8 protein-coding genes are annotated in these 15,243 nt (G+C 47.7%); 4 read left to right on the top strand and 4 right to left on the bottom strand.

What is annotated here, in order from left to right; genetic code table 11:
• The first annotated feature begins 7 nt into the window (after positions 1 to 7).
• The 4 genes from H6F73_RS23890 (at position 8) to H6F73_RS23875 (ending at position 4,525) form a co-directional block, all read left to right on the top strand.
• Positions 8 to 979, top strand: coding sequence for an FTR1 family protein (locus H6F73_RS23890; protein WP_190761273.1), 972 nt, complete (start codon positions 8 to 10; stop codon positions 977 to 979).
• Between the two features lie 99 nt (positions 980 to 1,078).
• Positions 1,079 to 1,513: a ferritin-like domain-containing protein gene (locus H6F73_RS23885; protein ID WP_190761272.1), complete on the top strand. Its 435-nt coding sequence runs from the start codon at positions 1,079 to 1,081 to the stop codon at positions 1,511 to 1,513.
• 73 nt (positions 1,514 to 1,586) lie between these two features.
• Positions 1,587 to 2,543 (top strand): FTR1 family protein, encoded by a 957-nt coding sequence (locus H6F73_RS23880; protein ID WP_190761271.1) that lies wholly within the window; start codon positions 1,587 to 1,589, stop codon positions 2,541 to 2,543.
• A 584-nt stretch (positions 2,544 to 3,127) separates the two neighbouring features.
• A complete protein-coding gene (locus tag H6F73_RS23875; RefSeq protein ID WP_190761270.1) occupies positions 3,128 to 4,525 on the top strand; it encodes a hypothetical protein in 1,398 nt (465 codons plus the stop codon).
• Between the two features lie 85 nt (positions 4,526 to 4,610).
• Here the strand turns inward: H6F73_RS23875 and H6F73_RS23870 are convergent, their stop codons facing one another.
• The 4 genes from H6F73_RS23870 to H6F73_RS23855 form a co-directional block, all read right to left on the bottom strand.
• On the bottom strand, positions 4,611 to 6,332 hold the full coding sequence (locus tag H6F73_RS23870; RefSeq protein ID WP_190761269.1) for a diflavin flavoprotein: 1,722 nt from the start codon (positions 6,330 to 6,332) through the stop codon (positions 4,611 to 4,613).
• 181 nt (positions 6,333 to 6,513) lie between these two features.
• Complete coding sequence (locus H6F73_RS23865; protein WP_190761268.1) at positions 6,514 to 8,241, bottom strand: diflavin flavoprotein; 1,728 nt, start codon at positions 8,239 to 8,241, stop codon at positions 6,514 to 6,516.
• 203 nt (positions 8,242 to 8,444) lie between these two features.
• The gene (locus H6F73_RS27145) at positions 8,445 to 13,856 is read right to left on the bottom strand and encodes a DUF4347 domain-containing protein (protein ID WP_190761267.1); all 5,412 of its coding nucleotides are present in this window, start codon (positions 13,854 to 13,856) and stop codon (positions 8,445 to 8,447) included.
• Between the two features lie 189 nt (positions 13,857 to 14,045).
• Positions 14,046 to 14,894, bottom strand: coding sequence for a sulfotransferase (locus tag H6F73_RS23855; protein WP_190761266.1), 849 nt, complete (start codon positions 14,892 to 14,894; stop codon positions 14,046 to 14,048).
• Between the last annotated feature and the right edge of the window lie 349 nt (positions 14,895 to 15,243).

Here is a 15,243-nt window from a genome sequence, read left to right as displayed (position 1 = left end):
CTAAATCATGGATTTTAGTTCTGCTTTACCTACATTTGTCATCACCCTCCGAGAAGGTGTTGAAGCTGCTCTCGTTGTGGGAATTGTCCTGGCTTGTTTAAAAAAAGCAAAAGCAAGCCAGTTAAATCCTTGGGTTTATGCCGGCGTCATCGCAGGAATTGTTGCAAGTGCGCTGGTGGGTTTGCTCTTTGGCGTGATGATTCAAGCTTTAGGCACTGCCAACCAGCAATATGCACCGATTATTGAGCCGTTGCTAGAGGGCGTATTTAGCGTTTTAGCAATTATCATGCTCAGCTGGATGCTGGTGTGGATGACTAAGCAAGCACGGTTTATGAAAGCGCAAGTGGAAGGCGCAGTGAGTGCGGCGCTTCAAAACAATAGCCGTGCCGGTTGGGGGGTTTTTAGCTTAATTTTCATCGCCGTTTTAAGAGAAGGCTTTGAAACGGTTTTGTTTGTTGTTGCCAAATTTCAACAAGGTTTTATTCCGGCTTTAGGTGCCCTTGTTGGGTTAGGTGTTGCGGCAGGAATTGGCGTTTTACTATTCAAATGGGGCGTTAAAATCAATATTGGCCAATTTTTCCGCTACATGGGCATTTTATTGCTGCTAATTGTAGCCGGCCTGGTTGTTTCCTCACTCGGACATTTTGACACAGCCATTAACGCCCTAGCACAGATGGATCGTAAATCTCAATCCCTGTGTTTTTATTACGAACGGTTTGCCAAAGTTCACTCTTGCGTTCTCGGCCCTATCGTTTGGAATACAACCAAAATCTTACCAGAAGATCGCTTTCCGGGTCTTTTATTCAATGCTCTGTTCGGCTATACCGACAAACTGTTTTTAGTGCAAGCATTGGGTTACGGAATATTTATAATTACCATAGGCGGGATTTATTTCCAAAGCTTAGCCGGTCGGGTTTTCTTACCCTTCTTAAAAAGTCGGCGATCTGCTAAAGAATCGGTAAGCTCTCAGCGCGATTAAACCATATAGGAGATTTAAGCGAGAAAAATCTCCTATTTGTGGGTTCATTCTTTATCCAGTATCCGTTATCCTGTGTTTAACACTGACAATAAACAACGAATGAAAGAGCTGGACGTAAAGAAAACCATCAGCCTGCTAAATACCATCATGGAATTTGAATTAGCAGGGGTTGTGCGCTACACCCACTATTCTCTCATGGTGACTGGGCCAAATCGCATACCGATTGTAGACTTTTTTAAGGCTCAAGCCTCTGAGTCTTTAATTCATGCTCAACAAGTGGGAGAAATTCTCACCGGCTTAGAAGGGCATCCCAGTCTGCGAATCGCACCGATGGAGGAAAGCTACAAACACGCCGTGCGCGATATTTTGGAAGAAAGCCTCAACCATGAGAGAAAAGCCTTGGAGATGTATAAAGACTTGCTCCATACGGTTGAGGATGCTAGCGTTTATCTGGAAGAATTTGCTCGGACGCAAATTGGTACAGAGGAAATGCACAATATCGAAATTAAAAAGATGTTGCGCGACTTCAGTTAAGTGTCAACAATTCGCGGCTAATCGTGAGCTAATTTCTTGCGATTAGCCAATAGCCATTTAACTCAAAACAGTGATGGATTTTAGTGCTGCCCTGCCTACTTTTGTCATCACCCTGCGGGAAGGTGTTGAAGCTGCCTTAGTGGTGGGAATTGTGCTGGCTTGTTTGAAGAAAGCGAATGCCAGCCGGCTGAATTCTTGGGTATTTGCCGGCATTCTTGCAGGAATTGTTGCGAGTGCGTTGATAGGGGTTTTGTTCAGTTGGGCAATGCAAACTCTCCGCACTTCTAACTGGACTTATGCGCCGGTGGTTGAGCCTTTGTTGGAGGGTGGTTTCTGTGTCGTAGCGATTGCTATGCTCAGTTGGATGCTGATCTGGATGACTCAGCAGGCAAAATCTTTAAAAGCTGAAGTTGAAGGGGCTGTGAGTGCTGCCTTGCAACAAGAGACTGCCGCCGCCGGCTGGGGGGTTTTTGGCTTAATTTTCATCGCCGTTTTAAGAGAAGGCTTTGAAACCGTTTTGTTTATTGTGGCTAAATTTCAGCAAGGCTTGATGCCGGCACTCGGTTCCCTTGCCGGCTTAGCTGGGGCTGCCGGTATTGGCGTGCTGTTATTTAAATGGGGCGTGAAAATTAATATTCGCCGGTTTTTTCAAGTTATGGGCGTTTTTCTCCTCCTCATTGTTTCTGGCTTAGTGATTTCCGCCCTGAAAAAGTTTGACGCTGCCGGCAGCATTTTATCTCAGCTACAACCGCAATTTGCAAATTTTTGCATTGCCGGTTCTCCTTCTTGTATTTTAGGGCCGGTTGTTTGGGATGCGACGAATCTATTGCCCGATAACCAGTTTCCTGGTGTTGTTCTTAAAGCTCTATTCGGCTATCGCGCAAAGCTTTATCTCGCCCAAGCTGCTGGTTATATTTTGTTTCTAGTTACCGCCGGCACCCTTTATTTCCAAAGTATTGCAGGGCGATCAATTTTCTCCTCGAAACATCTCCCATCTGTTGAAAATTCTGTGAGTTCTGAACCCAAATAAAGAGTCAATTAAATATATTTTTACCTATAAAAATGAGTGGGAATCGAGCAGAATTTGGGGATTAGAGGATTTAAGACTATTTAAACTGTCAGGAAAAATTGATATTACAAAGGTTTTCTGTGCTTTTTCTAGATGACCTCGGTTAATTACAAATTTTGTTATCTACCAAAAGATAGATGAGAGGGAAATCCTCTTGAATTAAGCGATTGTTTACTCAGCAGTTTAGTATTCGGCATTTACGACTTAATATAATTGGCAATGCCGGCTAAGTAAATATTATGCATTAATATTATTCATTATTTGCATAACAGATTGCAACAAATAGACAGCTACTTTACGATCAACCTACCCGCACAACGCTCAGGCGATTAAAAATCGAGGTTGTGTCAATAAAGTCCGCGAAAAAGGGACTTTAAAATGGAAACTCGCGTGACAGGCAAAACGCTTGTGGTGGGCGAGGTTCATTGATGTGCGAGTGAGACTCGCCGCTTTCAGTCGTCACAAGAAATCAGATCGACATTCTTGGCAGCAACGTCGCTTAAATGTCTGATTTGTCAGGAAACGTGAACAAACGGAGTTGACTCATGATTGATATGTATAAACCGGGTGCCCTTCAACAGACTTTATCAGCAATGTCGCATCAGGAGCTGCTAGATTTGGTCTTGAAATTGTCCAGCGACAGCCCAGATTTTAGTCGCGCCCTGCTGGCGAATATTCGCTACGCGCCGAAGCCAGGAAAAACTGAACAAGTGCGGCAACTAAAGCAGCAAATCTCTAATTTTTTTGCGGCGTTTCCAACTCGATATGCTTATTTAGATCCGGAATATGATGAGGATGAAAGCTATCCCGAACTCGATCCAATGATTGAAGCCGCAAAAATGTTGCCTTCAAATGAGCGGCTAGAAGTTTTGTGGCATCTTGTCCTTTGTGGCAAGCAGATGTTTGAACATGAAAATCTGCCGGTGGGGACGCAGCAAATTGAAGCGGCGATTAACTTTTATGCAGAAGCAGTCAGACAAAGCGCTTTATCTCATCAGGAAAAGCAGCCTTATTTTGATGCATTAGTAAATGCTCTCACCTGGCGGATGTCCGGTTATGGAGAGGTGAGTGATGCCCTTGAAAAGGCAATTTCAACCCTCTGTGCCGGCACCCAAGATTATCAGTATTTGCTCACTCGATTAGAAACCAGTGATTATTCTAGAGCAAATGAGTTAAGTGCCGGTTATTACTTGAAATTAGGCGATCAAGAAAATTATCTGCGGATTCGCCAAGCCAATTTAAAAACAGAAGCTCACTATCTGGAACTGGCTAACTACTGGCTGCAAAAACAAAACAAGCAAAAATACATTGCTACCTTAGAGCTTGGTGCATCCTTTTTACTTCAACAACGTCGGGAACCAAGATATAGTTTTGATTTCTTATTCTTAGGCTCGTCAGTAAAGCCCAGCGAACTGTTACGGACTTTAGCCGATTACTACACACTTAAATACGACTACGAAAACCTCTGCCGCATTTTGATAGCAACCGCAGAATATAGCGGGGTTAATCTGGACTTGTACGAACAAGTTAAAACCGCTGCTTCCGCAAATCAGTGGCAAGAATTACAGCCGCAACTGCTAGAATTTGCAAAGCGAAATCCTGAAATTTTGGCGCAAATTTATTTATTTGAAAGTGATTGGGAAGCCGCGATTCAACTGGCACACCGGCATCTTCATGCTGAACGATTGCAGGTTTTAGTTGCCGAAGGAGTTAAAGAACATTATCCCCAAGCATCCCTAAAGATTTACGAGCAGCTAGTGCAGCATTATATTGGCTTGCAAAGCCGCGAACACTATCGCACGGCTGCCCGTCATGCCGGCGCGATCAAATCGATTTATCAAGACATTTTGAAAGCGCCAGAAAACGGGCGAAATTATATTAACGCTATTTGCCAACGTTATCCCCGCTATCGAGCATTACAAAATGAATTTCGCCGGCTGTAAACTACTAGAGACAAAGCATAGGGCACTAGGACTCCCCATGCCCTATGCCCCATGCCCCTACCTTTAGGTTGGCGCAGCCTTGCCCCTAATAATGACTTCCCGTTTTGCGCTGCTGCACCGCTGTCATGCCGGTAGCTTGCTGCACATGACCATTTTCAACCACTGCATAAACCAGCCAGTGATCTCCACATTCCATGCGATTGTCTACGGTGCATTCTAAATAAGCAAGAGCGCCGTCTAAAACAGGACAACCGTTGTTAGCTTCTTTTGTTTCCAAGCCGGCAAATCGATCTTCTCCTGGTGCGAAAGACTTCATAAAATGCTTTCGCAATTGCTTACCTTCAGCCAAGATATTTAAAACAAACTTATCTCCCTTGTGCATCAAAGATTCAATCGCGCGATCTTTAGCAACCGCAACCGTTAAACCAGGGGGATTAAATGTTGCTTGAGACACCCAAGAAGCCAGCATCCCACTTGTTACTTCTCCCCGCTTGGCTGCCACCACACAAAGCGATCCCACAAGACGACCGACTGCTTGTGCGGTACGATCCGATTGGGCGGCGTTTACCGATTGTTTTGGTGCGCGAAGTTTTTGGGATTTTATCAATGCTTGAGCGAAATCTGTTCCCGCTTCTTCGCATTGTTGTAAAGTAACATCGGTGGGTTTAAATTTCACCCGAATTGGTTCAAAACCGAGCTTATAACCGGCATCTTGTAATTTGCTTTCTAACAAATCAATCGCTTCGCCACTCCAACCGTAGGAACCAAAAACGCCGGCTAATTTCGTCTTCGTTGCGTTAGAAAGCACAACTCCCAAAGCGGTTTGAATTTGAGTTGGGGCATGACCCCCAAGTGTGGGAGAACCGATAATAAATCCAGCACATTTTTCTATTGCTTCTTGGATTTCCGCCGGCTCAACTGCTTCGCAATTAATTAATTCTACGCCCACGCCTGCTTTGGTGATGCCCTTTGCAATTGCTTGCGCTAAAGTTGCGGTATTGCCATAAGCGGAAGCATAAAGCAGAGCAACTGTCAAGTCTGTAGATTTTTGATCTTGACTCCACTGCCGGTAAAGATGGGTGAGTTCAGTTAATCCATAGCGCACCAAAGGGCCATGAGAAGGCGCGTAAAATTGCACCGGCAAATCTGCAATTTTATCTAAAGCACTTTCTACCTGACGCGCCTGTGCGGCGTGGAGACAGTCGAAATAAAAGCGCCGGTCTTCACTGTATATTTTCCACCCTTCATCAAACACCTGATCGCCGCAAACGTGCGCCCCAAAAAACTTATCTGTGTAGAGAATTTGCGTTTTTGGGTCGTAAGTACACAGTCCATCAGGCCAACGCGGACTCGGAGTAGGAATAAATTTTAACTCATGCCCTTTTCCTAAATCTAAAGTTTCTTCCCCCCGCACAACCGTGATATTCAAAGTTTGATCCGGCAAAGCAGCACGCAAAGCGATCGCAGCGGGATTTGAGCAAACAAATGTAATTTGAGGGGCTAATTTTAACAAAGCTGTCAGCGTCGCACCCCGGTTCGGATTGACGTGTCCTAAAATTACATAATCTAGCTTTTTCAGATCAAAACGCTGCTGCAATGCCGCTAAATAAATTTCAGTAAACGATTCACCAGGCGGGTCAATCAAAGCAGTTTTTTCCGCTTCAATTAAGAAAGAATTCGCCGTTGTTCCTCGTTGAAGTGAATATTCAACTTCAAATTTAAGTCTTTCCCAGGTACGCGAACGCAGCACTCTGGTATCTTCGCCGGTTGCGAGAACTTGAACATCACGAGGTTTTGCGGGTGTCATAGATGAAGTTGGGTAAGTGTATTTAAAGGCTAAAACCGCAAAGGTTCGCAAAGGCTAATATTTCTCGGATAAAGATCGATTCCCCTAGCCCCCTTATTAAAGGGGGTTGGGGGGATCTCCATTGGCTGAATATCACTGACTAATTGGCGGCAACCTTTGTGTTCCTTTGGGTTGCAGAAAGTTAGTAGTGATTGCCAACTTTCCGGTGGTGAACTGCCGGCAACGCATCAGGATTGGAAACACGACCCGCGTCAATTGTTGCGTAAACAATCCAGTGATCTGAACACTCCATGCGGCTAGCAACTTGGCATTCCAGATAGGCGACAGCGTCAGTTAAAATTGGGCAACCATTGCTAGCCGGCTGAGTATTCACGCCGGCAAACCGATCAGCACCAGGCGGAAATCGCTTGAGAAAATGTTTCATCAGCGCTTGGTAATTGCCTTCTTCCAGTACGTTAAGAACGAAGCGATCACCGACGTGCATTAACGCTTCAATTGCCCGATCCTTAGCAACAGCAATCGTTAAACCGAAAGGCTTGAAACTTGCTTGAGCAACCCAGGATGCTAACATAGCACTGCTGGCATCCCCTTTTTTAGCAGTGATAATGTAAAGCCCGCCGCTGATGCGTCCCAGGGCTTTATCAAGTTCATTATCGAGGGACTTCATCTGCTTGATAGCTTTATCGCGAGTGAGCCACTGTCCCAAGTCAGTGCCGGCTTCATCGCACAGTTTGTAAGTCCCTTCAGTTGGCATTTCTTTAATTAGAATGTTGGGAAATGCTTCTTTTAAACCCAACTCCAAGAACTTACTCCGCAGGGGATAAATCGATACATCATCCCCACCGCCAGATTCAAACAAACCGATGCTTTGCTTATTAGTAACGGCTGCCAAAATAGTGCTAATCGCAGCTTCGGCAGTGGTAGCACCAAAGCCACTGGTTGGGGGTGCGCCGATCACGATACCGGCTGCCTGACTGACGAGTTCCCTGGCTTCTTGAGGTTCGGCAAATTTGAGATCCATCATTTCCACCGCAACGCCGGTTTTGGTAATCCCGTAGGCGATCGCTTGGCTGAGGCGATCACTATAGCCGTAATCTGAGAAGTAAAAGACGGCAACCGTGGTTTCTGCTTTGGCTTGCGCTTGACTCCACTGCCGGTAACGTCCGGTGAGTTCTACTAAATTATGACGCAGCAGAGGGCCGTGGCCGGTGGCAATTGTGGTAATTTCTCCCAAGTCTGCCATGCGCTTCATCGCACCTAAGACAGAACGGGCATTAGGAGCCATTAAACACTCGTAGTAAAAGTGATAATCTTCTTCAATGGCTGCTAAATCTTCGTCAAAGGTTTTATCGGAGCAATAGTGCATCCCAAAGGCATCGCAGGTGAAGAGAACCTGGGTTTTATGATCGTAGGTGAAAATTGTATCTGGCCAATGCAGGTTAGGGGCTGATACGAATTCCAAAACGTGCCCGTTGCCTAAATCGAGTTTGTCGCCATTTTTTACAATTTGGCGTTGAAATGGCCGGTGAACTAAATCTTCTAAAAACTGTATCGCAACTTTTGCGCCAACCACGGTGGCTTGCGGTGCCAGTTGCAAGACATCTTTAACTAAACCACTATGGTCTGGCTCGGTGTGGCTGATAATCAAATAATCAATTTCAGCGGGTTCTATGATGCCGTGCAGGGTGTCTAGATACAGCTGGCGGAATTTCTCGTGGGATGTGTCTACTAAGGCTGTTTTCTCACCCCGAATTAAGTAGGAGTTATAGGTTGTACCGTTTTGCAGTCCAAATTCTATGTCAAAACGATCGCGATCCCAGTCTAGTGAGCGTATCGTTGTTGTGTCCTGGGAAATTTCGCCGGTTTCTATCGTCAGTCTGCGTTGGACTCGGTCGGTGAGCACTACCATCAGTGGCCTCCTTTTGCGCGACCCATTTTTACTTCATTTCACATATTGTTACACGTTCTAATTATGAAGATTTATTAAAAAACCTATGAGTCGGTTAAGAATCCTAAAAGTGGGCATGGGGCATGGGGCATGGGGCATAGGGCATGGGGCATGGGGAATGGGGGATTTCACCCACTCATCCCATGCCCCTAGTTGATTTGGGGCTAGATTAGAGCGAAATCACTTGCAGTAATTAAGTTAGATTGCACACCGGCTAGGGTAGCGAGAAGTTCATCACCGGCACGAATTAAAGTGGCGTTATTACCCTCCGTAATAATGAGATTCTCGAAGGTTAAACCGGCACTTAAACCCAGTAAATCTTCCCCATCGAAGAAATCAGTAATCGTATCACTGCCGGCACCCGATTTCAGAACAAAAAGATCACTGCCGGCACCGCCAGTCAGAATATCGTTGCCCATATCTCCGTTGAGAATATCATCCCCACTACCGCCCGTCAGTGTGTCATCATCTTTGCCGCCGTGGAGGGTATCATTGCCATCGCCGCCATCCAAAAGATCCGCACCCGCGTTGCCGTAGAGTGCATCATTGCCGGCATCCCCGCTCAGGGTATCATCGCCGGTATTGCCAATGAGGGTATCATCGTCTTTGCCGCCGCTCTGGGTATCATTCCCATTACCGCCATCAAGGAGATCATCGCCAGCGTTGCCGTTGAGGTAGTCGTTGCCATCACCGCCAACTATCGTATCGTTGCCGAGATCCCCAAGCAGCAGATCCGCGCCTAGGTTTCCAATAATGAGATCGTTATCTTTGCCGCCATTGATGGTGTCATCACCATTACCCCCATCGAGGGTGTCATTATTAGCATTGCCATTGATATAGTCATTGCCTAAGCCGCCATTAACCGTGTCTTTCTCCTGTTCACCAAGTAGGAAGTCATCTCCATCTTGTCCTAAGACAATATCACTATCTTTACCGGCAAAGATTATGTCAATATCATTGCCACCATCAAGATAGTCAGCGCCGGCATTTCCAAATAGAATATCAATTCCGTCACCGCCGATGAGATTGTCATTAGCGCCACTGCCGAACAGCCAATCACTGCCGGCAAAGCCATCAATTGCTTCGGCTGTATTTGTGCCGGTGATTGTATCGTCTGATTCGCCGCCATTAAGCGTTGATTCAACTTCATTGACATTGGGAATGATGGGGATGCCAAGTGCAAGATTTCCTAGATCCGCAATGCCGGGTGTTGCGGTGGGTGCCGGTGTTGGTGTTGGGTTAGGTGTAGGAGTGGTTGTTGGGTTAGGTGCCGGTGCCGGCGTTGGGTTGGGAGTTGGTGCCGGCGCGGGGTTAGGTGTGGGTGCCGGCGTTGGGTTGGGAGTTGGTGCCGGCGTTGGTGTTGGATTAGGTGTAGGAGTGGGTGTGGGATCACTCACCGCCAAGTTAAAGCGCTCACTATTACTGGCACCGGCAGTATCAGATGCCGTCAGCAAAATATCAAACGTCGCTGCCGTCCCTTCTTCTGGTGTGCCGGATATCGTGCGTGTTTGGGGATCGAAACTTAACCATGCTGGTAAGGGACTGCCATCTGCTAGCGTCAACGTATAAGTCAGCGCATTACCATCAGCATCAACAAACGTATTTTCCGCGAAGGTATAGCTAAAAAGTGTTCCCGCCGTTGCCTGAGTATCTGAAATTGGGGTTGATACTGTTGGGGCAGTATTCGGCGTTGCGTTAACGGTTAAAGTAAACACATCGCTGGCCGTTGCCGCTGCGTCTGATGCGGTTACTTTAATATTAATTGCGCCTAAATCATTGGGTACCGGCTTTCCTGAAAATGTGCGCGTTGTTGAGTTAAAGGTTAACCACCTTGGCAAAGCACCGCCATTTTCCAAACTTGCACTGTAAGTAGTGTCGCCATCAACCTCGATGAAAGTATTCTGAGGAACGGTAAAATTAAAGTCGGCATTTTGCACCGCACTTTGGTCGTTAATGACTGTTGATAACGTTAGCAGATCGTTAACGGCTGTGATATTCAAGCTAACCGTGTAACCTGTCGTTGTATAAGCCGATTCATCTGAACCATTCCAGTTAAAGGCAGCAATTCCATTGAAATTGGCATTCGGCGTAAAGATCAGGTTATTGAGTTCGGCAACTGCAATTTCTTGATTAACGGTTACAGCATTGCCGGCTAACGTTAGAGTGCCATTTTGAGGCAGCGAGGTGAGCTGAATTTTGGCTAAATTCTCCCCCTCTATTTCATCAAAGGTGCTGCTGAAGTCAGTGGCAGAAAATTCAAGATTCGTGTCTTCATCGCCTTGTTTAACCACTGTATTAACAGTGATGAGACCGAAAACGTCCTCGTTATCTGCTGAGATGCCAGAGGTTGTGGGGTCGGTGTTGGCGTTGTTGGCTGCATCATTGCCGCTGAAGTTGGGGAGTTCACCTACGACATTGACGGTGGGAAGGCTAGAAGGCATCCCCTGGTTGTTGCCGTTGGGGTTAGTTGTGGAGTGCAGAGCAAAAATAGCTCCACCTTTCCCTTGGCCGGGGTTCGCGCCGGTGCCGCCGGTGGCGGTGTTGTTGGTGAAGGTTGTGTCGTTGAGGTTTAAGGTGCCGGTGCGAATAAAGATCGCTCCCCCGAAGCCGGCACCACCCCCTCCACCGCCGCCTTCGGTTCCAGGATAGATGATTGTGCGGTGAGATCTGGATGGAATGCCGCCAATACCGCCGTCGCCGCCGCCGAAGCCGCCACTGCCTGGAGAGCCGAGGGTAAGGCCGCCGCCACCGCCGCCACCGCCAAAGCCGCCACTGCCGCCACTGCCGCCACTGCCTGGAGAGCCTGCAGAGCCTGGGATAACGCCGCTGCTGCCGCCAAAGCCTCCGCCGCCGCCATCGCCGCCGCCGCCGCCAAAGCCGCCGCCATTGCCGCCATTGCCGCCATCGCCGCCGTTACCGCCAAGGCTACGGCCACTGCCGCCGCCGCCGCCGCCATCGCCGCCAATCCCTCCGCCAGCAAACAAGCCGCCACTGCCACCAGGGCCACCATTGCTGCCATCGCCGCCAAAGCCATTGACGCCATCGCCGCCATGGCTGCCATTGCTGCCGGCGCTGCCGTTGCTGCCGCCGGTGCCGCCGAAGAACCCGCCACTGCCGCCGCCCTCATTGCTGCCATCGCCGCCAAAGCCGCCGCCGCCATAGTCAATATCGTTCTTGTTCTCACCGCCATTGCCGCCGAGTGCAGAGTTGTTGGCGAAGCTGACATTAGTGAGCGTTACCGTTCCGTCATAAATGAAGAGTCCGCCCCCCATACCAGCAGCACCCCCGCCGCCATTTCCGGCTTGCGCTCGGCCCCCTATAACACTCATGTTTGAGAAACTGACAACCCCCGACCTCACAAAGAAGGGGCGAACGTCACCGGCATCATTAATCCCGTTATTAATGGCATCGCCGCTAACGGTGCAACGATTGCCAATAATGTTGATATTGCTGTCAATTGCGATTTGCGAATTGGCCGTGAGTCTGACATTGTTGTACAGGGTAATTGTGTCATCCCCTGCCGTGTTATTTGCTTGCAAAATCGCCCAGCTTAAGGTGCCAACCGTGTTGCCAGTTCCGTCGTCGGTCTCAACTGTGACATCAAAGTCTGTTGCTAAGTTAATCACATCAACGGCTAGATTAACTGTTGCACCGGCAATGGCATAATCCATGCCATCAAACCCATTCCACCCAAAGCTGATAATGCCTGAGAAATCGGCATTGGGTGTGAAGGCAAGATTCCCTAAAGCAGACGTCTCAATTTCTTGATTTGCCGTGACAGCTACCCCATTTAATGTCAGACTGCCATTGGCTGGAAGTGAGGTGATTTTAATTTTGCCCAGAGGTTGGTTATCTGAATCCGCAAAGGCGCTTTCAAAGTCGGTTGCCGAAAAAGTAATGACGGTGCCTGCACTTCCTGTTTTTCTGATTGTACTAACAATCGGCAACTCATTTGTCGCGTTCATCACCCCGTAAACGTCCTTGTTATCTAGCGCGACGCCAGGGATCGTGGGTTTAACATTGGCAGTGTCGGCGTGGTTGGCGGCATCATTACCGCTAAAGTTGGGCAGTCCATCTACTGCCGTGACGATAGGGAGGCTAGACGGCATCCCCTGGTTGTTGCCGTTGGTGTTGGTGGTGGACTGCATGGCAAAAATGGCCCCACCTTTACCTTGGCCAGGGGTTGCCCATCTGCCGGCGATGGCACTGTTGCTGGTGTCGCCTTCACCCCCGATGGCACTGTTGTTGTTGAAGGTTGTGCCTTTGAGGTTTAATGTGCCGGTGCGAATAAAGATCGCTCCCCCCAAGCCGGCTCCGCCCCCGCGAGTGCCGCCGGGCAGGTACCTGTAGTAACCGCCATTGCCGCCGAAGTTGCCTCCTTCGCCGCGATCACCGCCGCCGCCGCCATAGCCGCCATTGCCGCCGTCGCGACCGCCGCCGCCGCCGAACCCGCCGCCGCCGAACCCGCCGCCATTGCCGCCCCTGCCGAACCCGCTGCCGAACCCGCCATAGTTGCCATTACCGCCGTAGCCGCCCTCTGGGTTGAAGAAGTCATTGCTAGGGGAGCTAAAAAGACTACCGCCGGTGAAGACGCCGCCATGTCCAAACATCCCGCCACCACCGCCCGTGTTGCTCCCAGAGCCGCCTATAGCCGCGTTGCCAGTGAAGGCAACGTTATTAAGGCTGACACTGCCGGCATAGATGAACAAACCGCCCCCTATGCCGGCACCACCGCCACTGCCACTTCCCCCTTGTGCCCGTCCGCCGGAGATGCTCAAGTTAGAAAAGTTGACTTCCCCCGACTTGATGAAGAAGGGGCGCACATCACCGGCATCATTGGTGTTGTTGCCGTTCACATCCCCACTAACGGTGAAATTATTGCCAATAATGTCGATATTGCTGTTAATTAGTGTCAGGGGAACTGCGGTAAATCGGACGTTGGTTTGCAGGGTAATTGTGTCATCCCCTGCCGTGTTATTCGCTTGCAAAATTGCCCAGCTCAACGTGCCGGCGGTGTTGCCGGTTCCGTCGTCAGTCGCAACCGTGACATCAAAGTTTGCCAGGACATACTCGTAATCTTCAATCGCTTCGGCAGAGAAGGGAGTTGCCGTTTCAATGCTGCCGGACGTGATTTCTAAATCCCAATCTCCCCCAAGTGCGCTGCTGCCGGTTTTGTTATTAGAGGCGGCAATATCTGCGCCGGTGATTTCGCTCAGACGTGCAATAAAAGACGGGTCTGCCGCTACATCGCACCCATACAATAAAATGTCGGCAGTTTCACCCAAATTCATTCGCCACTGCTGCAATAAATTTGAATAGCTTTCTAAGTTGTTAAGGTTGAGTTGGGTTGCTCCGAGTTTTAAACTGCCCGGACTCCCGTGTGAAATAATATGAACCGCGCTTAGATTGTCAGTGCCGGTGATAATTTCGTTAACTTGCTCGATGCCATCTTGCGTTTCATCAAGGATGACTACTTGTGTACTTGCGGCAATGCCGGTGAGCAGTTGTTGATAATTTTTAACGGTTGGATCGACAATAATGATTTGCGGCTGTTCCAGGTTGGTTTCGGTATTCATAGTATTGGCTCTTTTCCTTAGAGTTAATTGACTTCCTGCGATGCTTTGCTGTATTAAAAATGGTTTAACTTCATAGGCGTTAAATTAACTTGTTTCCTAGCTCAAAAACGGTTCCTCTGGAGGTAAAAATCCGAATTTTTATCTACTCTACAAAGCTTTTACAAACTTAATCCGTCTGTGGATTGAGGTTTAGGGATTTTGGGGTGCATTTGCTTTGGGTTTGGCTACAATAAGATTGGCTTTGCTATAGCTCGGTTCTGCCCAAAATGACAGGTTGTTAAATCGCTCAAATAAGTCAGGCGGTAAAATGGTCTGTCTCGGCTGAAATTCAACTTTTTTACGGATACTGTGCAGCCCTCGTGTTTTAAGTTTGTCATCAAATTCTGCTGCCTCATACTCGACGTTTTCATAATCATGTCCAAAATTTTCTTCCCTAATAAATTGATAAATCAAGGCAATTGTTTTATCGGGTCTTTGAGTAAATAGCTCGTAATCAATCAACAGCAGCCGGTGCGAATGTTCGCTATAAAATGCTTCTTTTAGGGCAGTATAAGCAAAACCTACCAATCTGCCACCTTGAGTTAAGGCTTCAGTTCTGCTATAAACGGTTGCCCGTTCTGTTGCGTTGCAAAATAACCCAGAAACATCAAAGGCATTTTGGCGAATTAATCGCTCAATGCTGTCCATTACCCAAGCAATATTTCTGACGCAGCAAATAATTTTCGCATCGGGAAATAATTCCGCAATTAAGCTTAATTTCGCGCACCAAAGTCGGTTGGTATCAAAAATAACATTTTTATCAGCTTGGGGTTGGTAGTAAGCTGAAAAAATGCTTAATATTAAGGCTTGTTTTTGTTCGGGCGAGATAAAAACCGAATATTCATTGTTTTCACTCATGGCTTCCAGCATTCGCTCAACTAATGCCCCGACGGGAGAAGTCATACCGGCGTAAAACCGGGGATTTTGTCGCAAAATTGCAGAGAGTAATGTGGAACCCGAACGCGGTAGTCCAGAAATAAAGTGAATTTTATTAAGCATAGTATAAAACAAAAAAGAGCAACTTTAACACGGCCTTATCAATCGCCAGAATAAAGTTTACAAAACTTTATTCACCAGCAAAATTAAGTGTTAAGAATGAGCAACGATTGCCCACCATGCGATTTAGGTGATCAGCTCAAGGCGTTCTGCTATGGCAAAAAGCCTTAATAGCCAGGTGAATATCCGCTCAAATTCAGATAACTATCCGTTTGATTTCATCAAGTAAAAATAGCCCGGTGGATTGATAAGTAGTGAGGCAAGGCTAATTTTCTGGGAGCGCAACCCGCCTTGAAAATGACGGAAACAAGTAATTTTCAAGGCTAGAGAGGATTATGAAGCTGAGTTCGGT

Source organism: Microcoleus sp. FACHB-68 (assembly GCF_014695715.1).
Taxonomy (GTDB): Bacteria; Cyanobacteriota; Cyanobacteriia; order Cyanobacteriales; family Oscillatoriaceae; genus FACHB-68.
Note: the sequence above shows the minus strand (reverse complement) of the source record. Positions and strands in the feature narration are given on the sequence as shown.

What these genes read in the sequence shown, in the direction of transcription:
- H6F73_RS23890 (WP_190761273.1), top strand. Translation starts at nt 8, where the DNA reads ATGGATTTTAGTTCTGCTTTACCTACATTTGTCATCACCCTCCGAGAA.
- H6F73_RS23885 (WP_190761272.1), top strand. Translation starts at nt 1,079, where the DNA reads ATGAAAGAGCTGGACGTAAAGAAAACCATCAGCCTGCTAAATACCATC.
- H6F73_RS23880 (WP_190761271.1), top strand. Translation starts at nt 1,587, where the DNA reads ATGGATTTTAGTGCTGCCCTGCCTACTTTTGTCATCACCCTGCGGGAA.
- H6F73_RS23875 (WP_190761270.1), top strand. Translation starts at nt 3,128, where the DNA reads ATGATTGATATGTATAAACCGGGTGCCCTTCAACAGACTTTATCAGCA.
- H6F73_RS23870 (WP_190761269.1), bottom strand. Translation starts at nt 6,332, where the DNA reads ATGACACCCGCAAAACCTCGTGATGTTCAAGTTCTCGCAACCGGCGAA.
- H6F73_RS23865 (WP_190761268.1), bottom strand. Translation starts at nt 8,241, where the DNA reads ATGGTAGTGCTCACCGACCGAGTCCAACGCAGACTGACGATAGAAACC.
- H6F73_RS27145 (WP_190761267.1), bottom strand. Translation starts at nt 13,856, where the DNA reads ATGAATACCGAAACCAACCTGGAACAGCCGCAAATCATTATTGTCGAT.
- H6F73_RS23855 (WP_190761266.1), bottom strand. Translation starts at nt 14,894, where the DNA reads ATGCTTAATAAAATTCACTTTATTTCTGGACTACCGCGTTCGGGTTCC.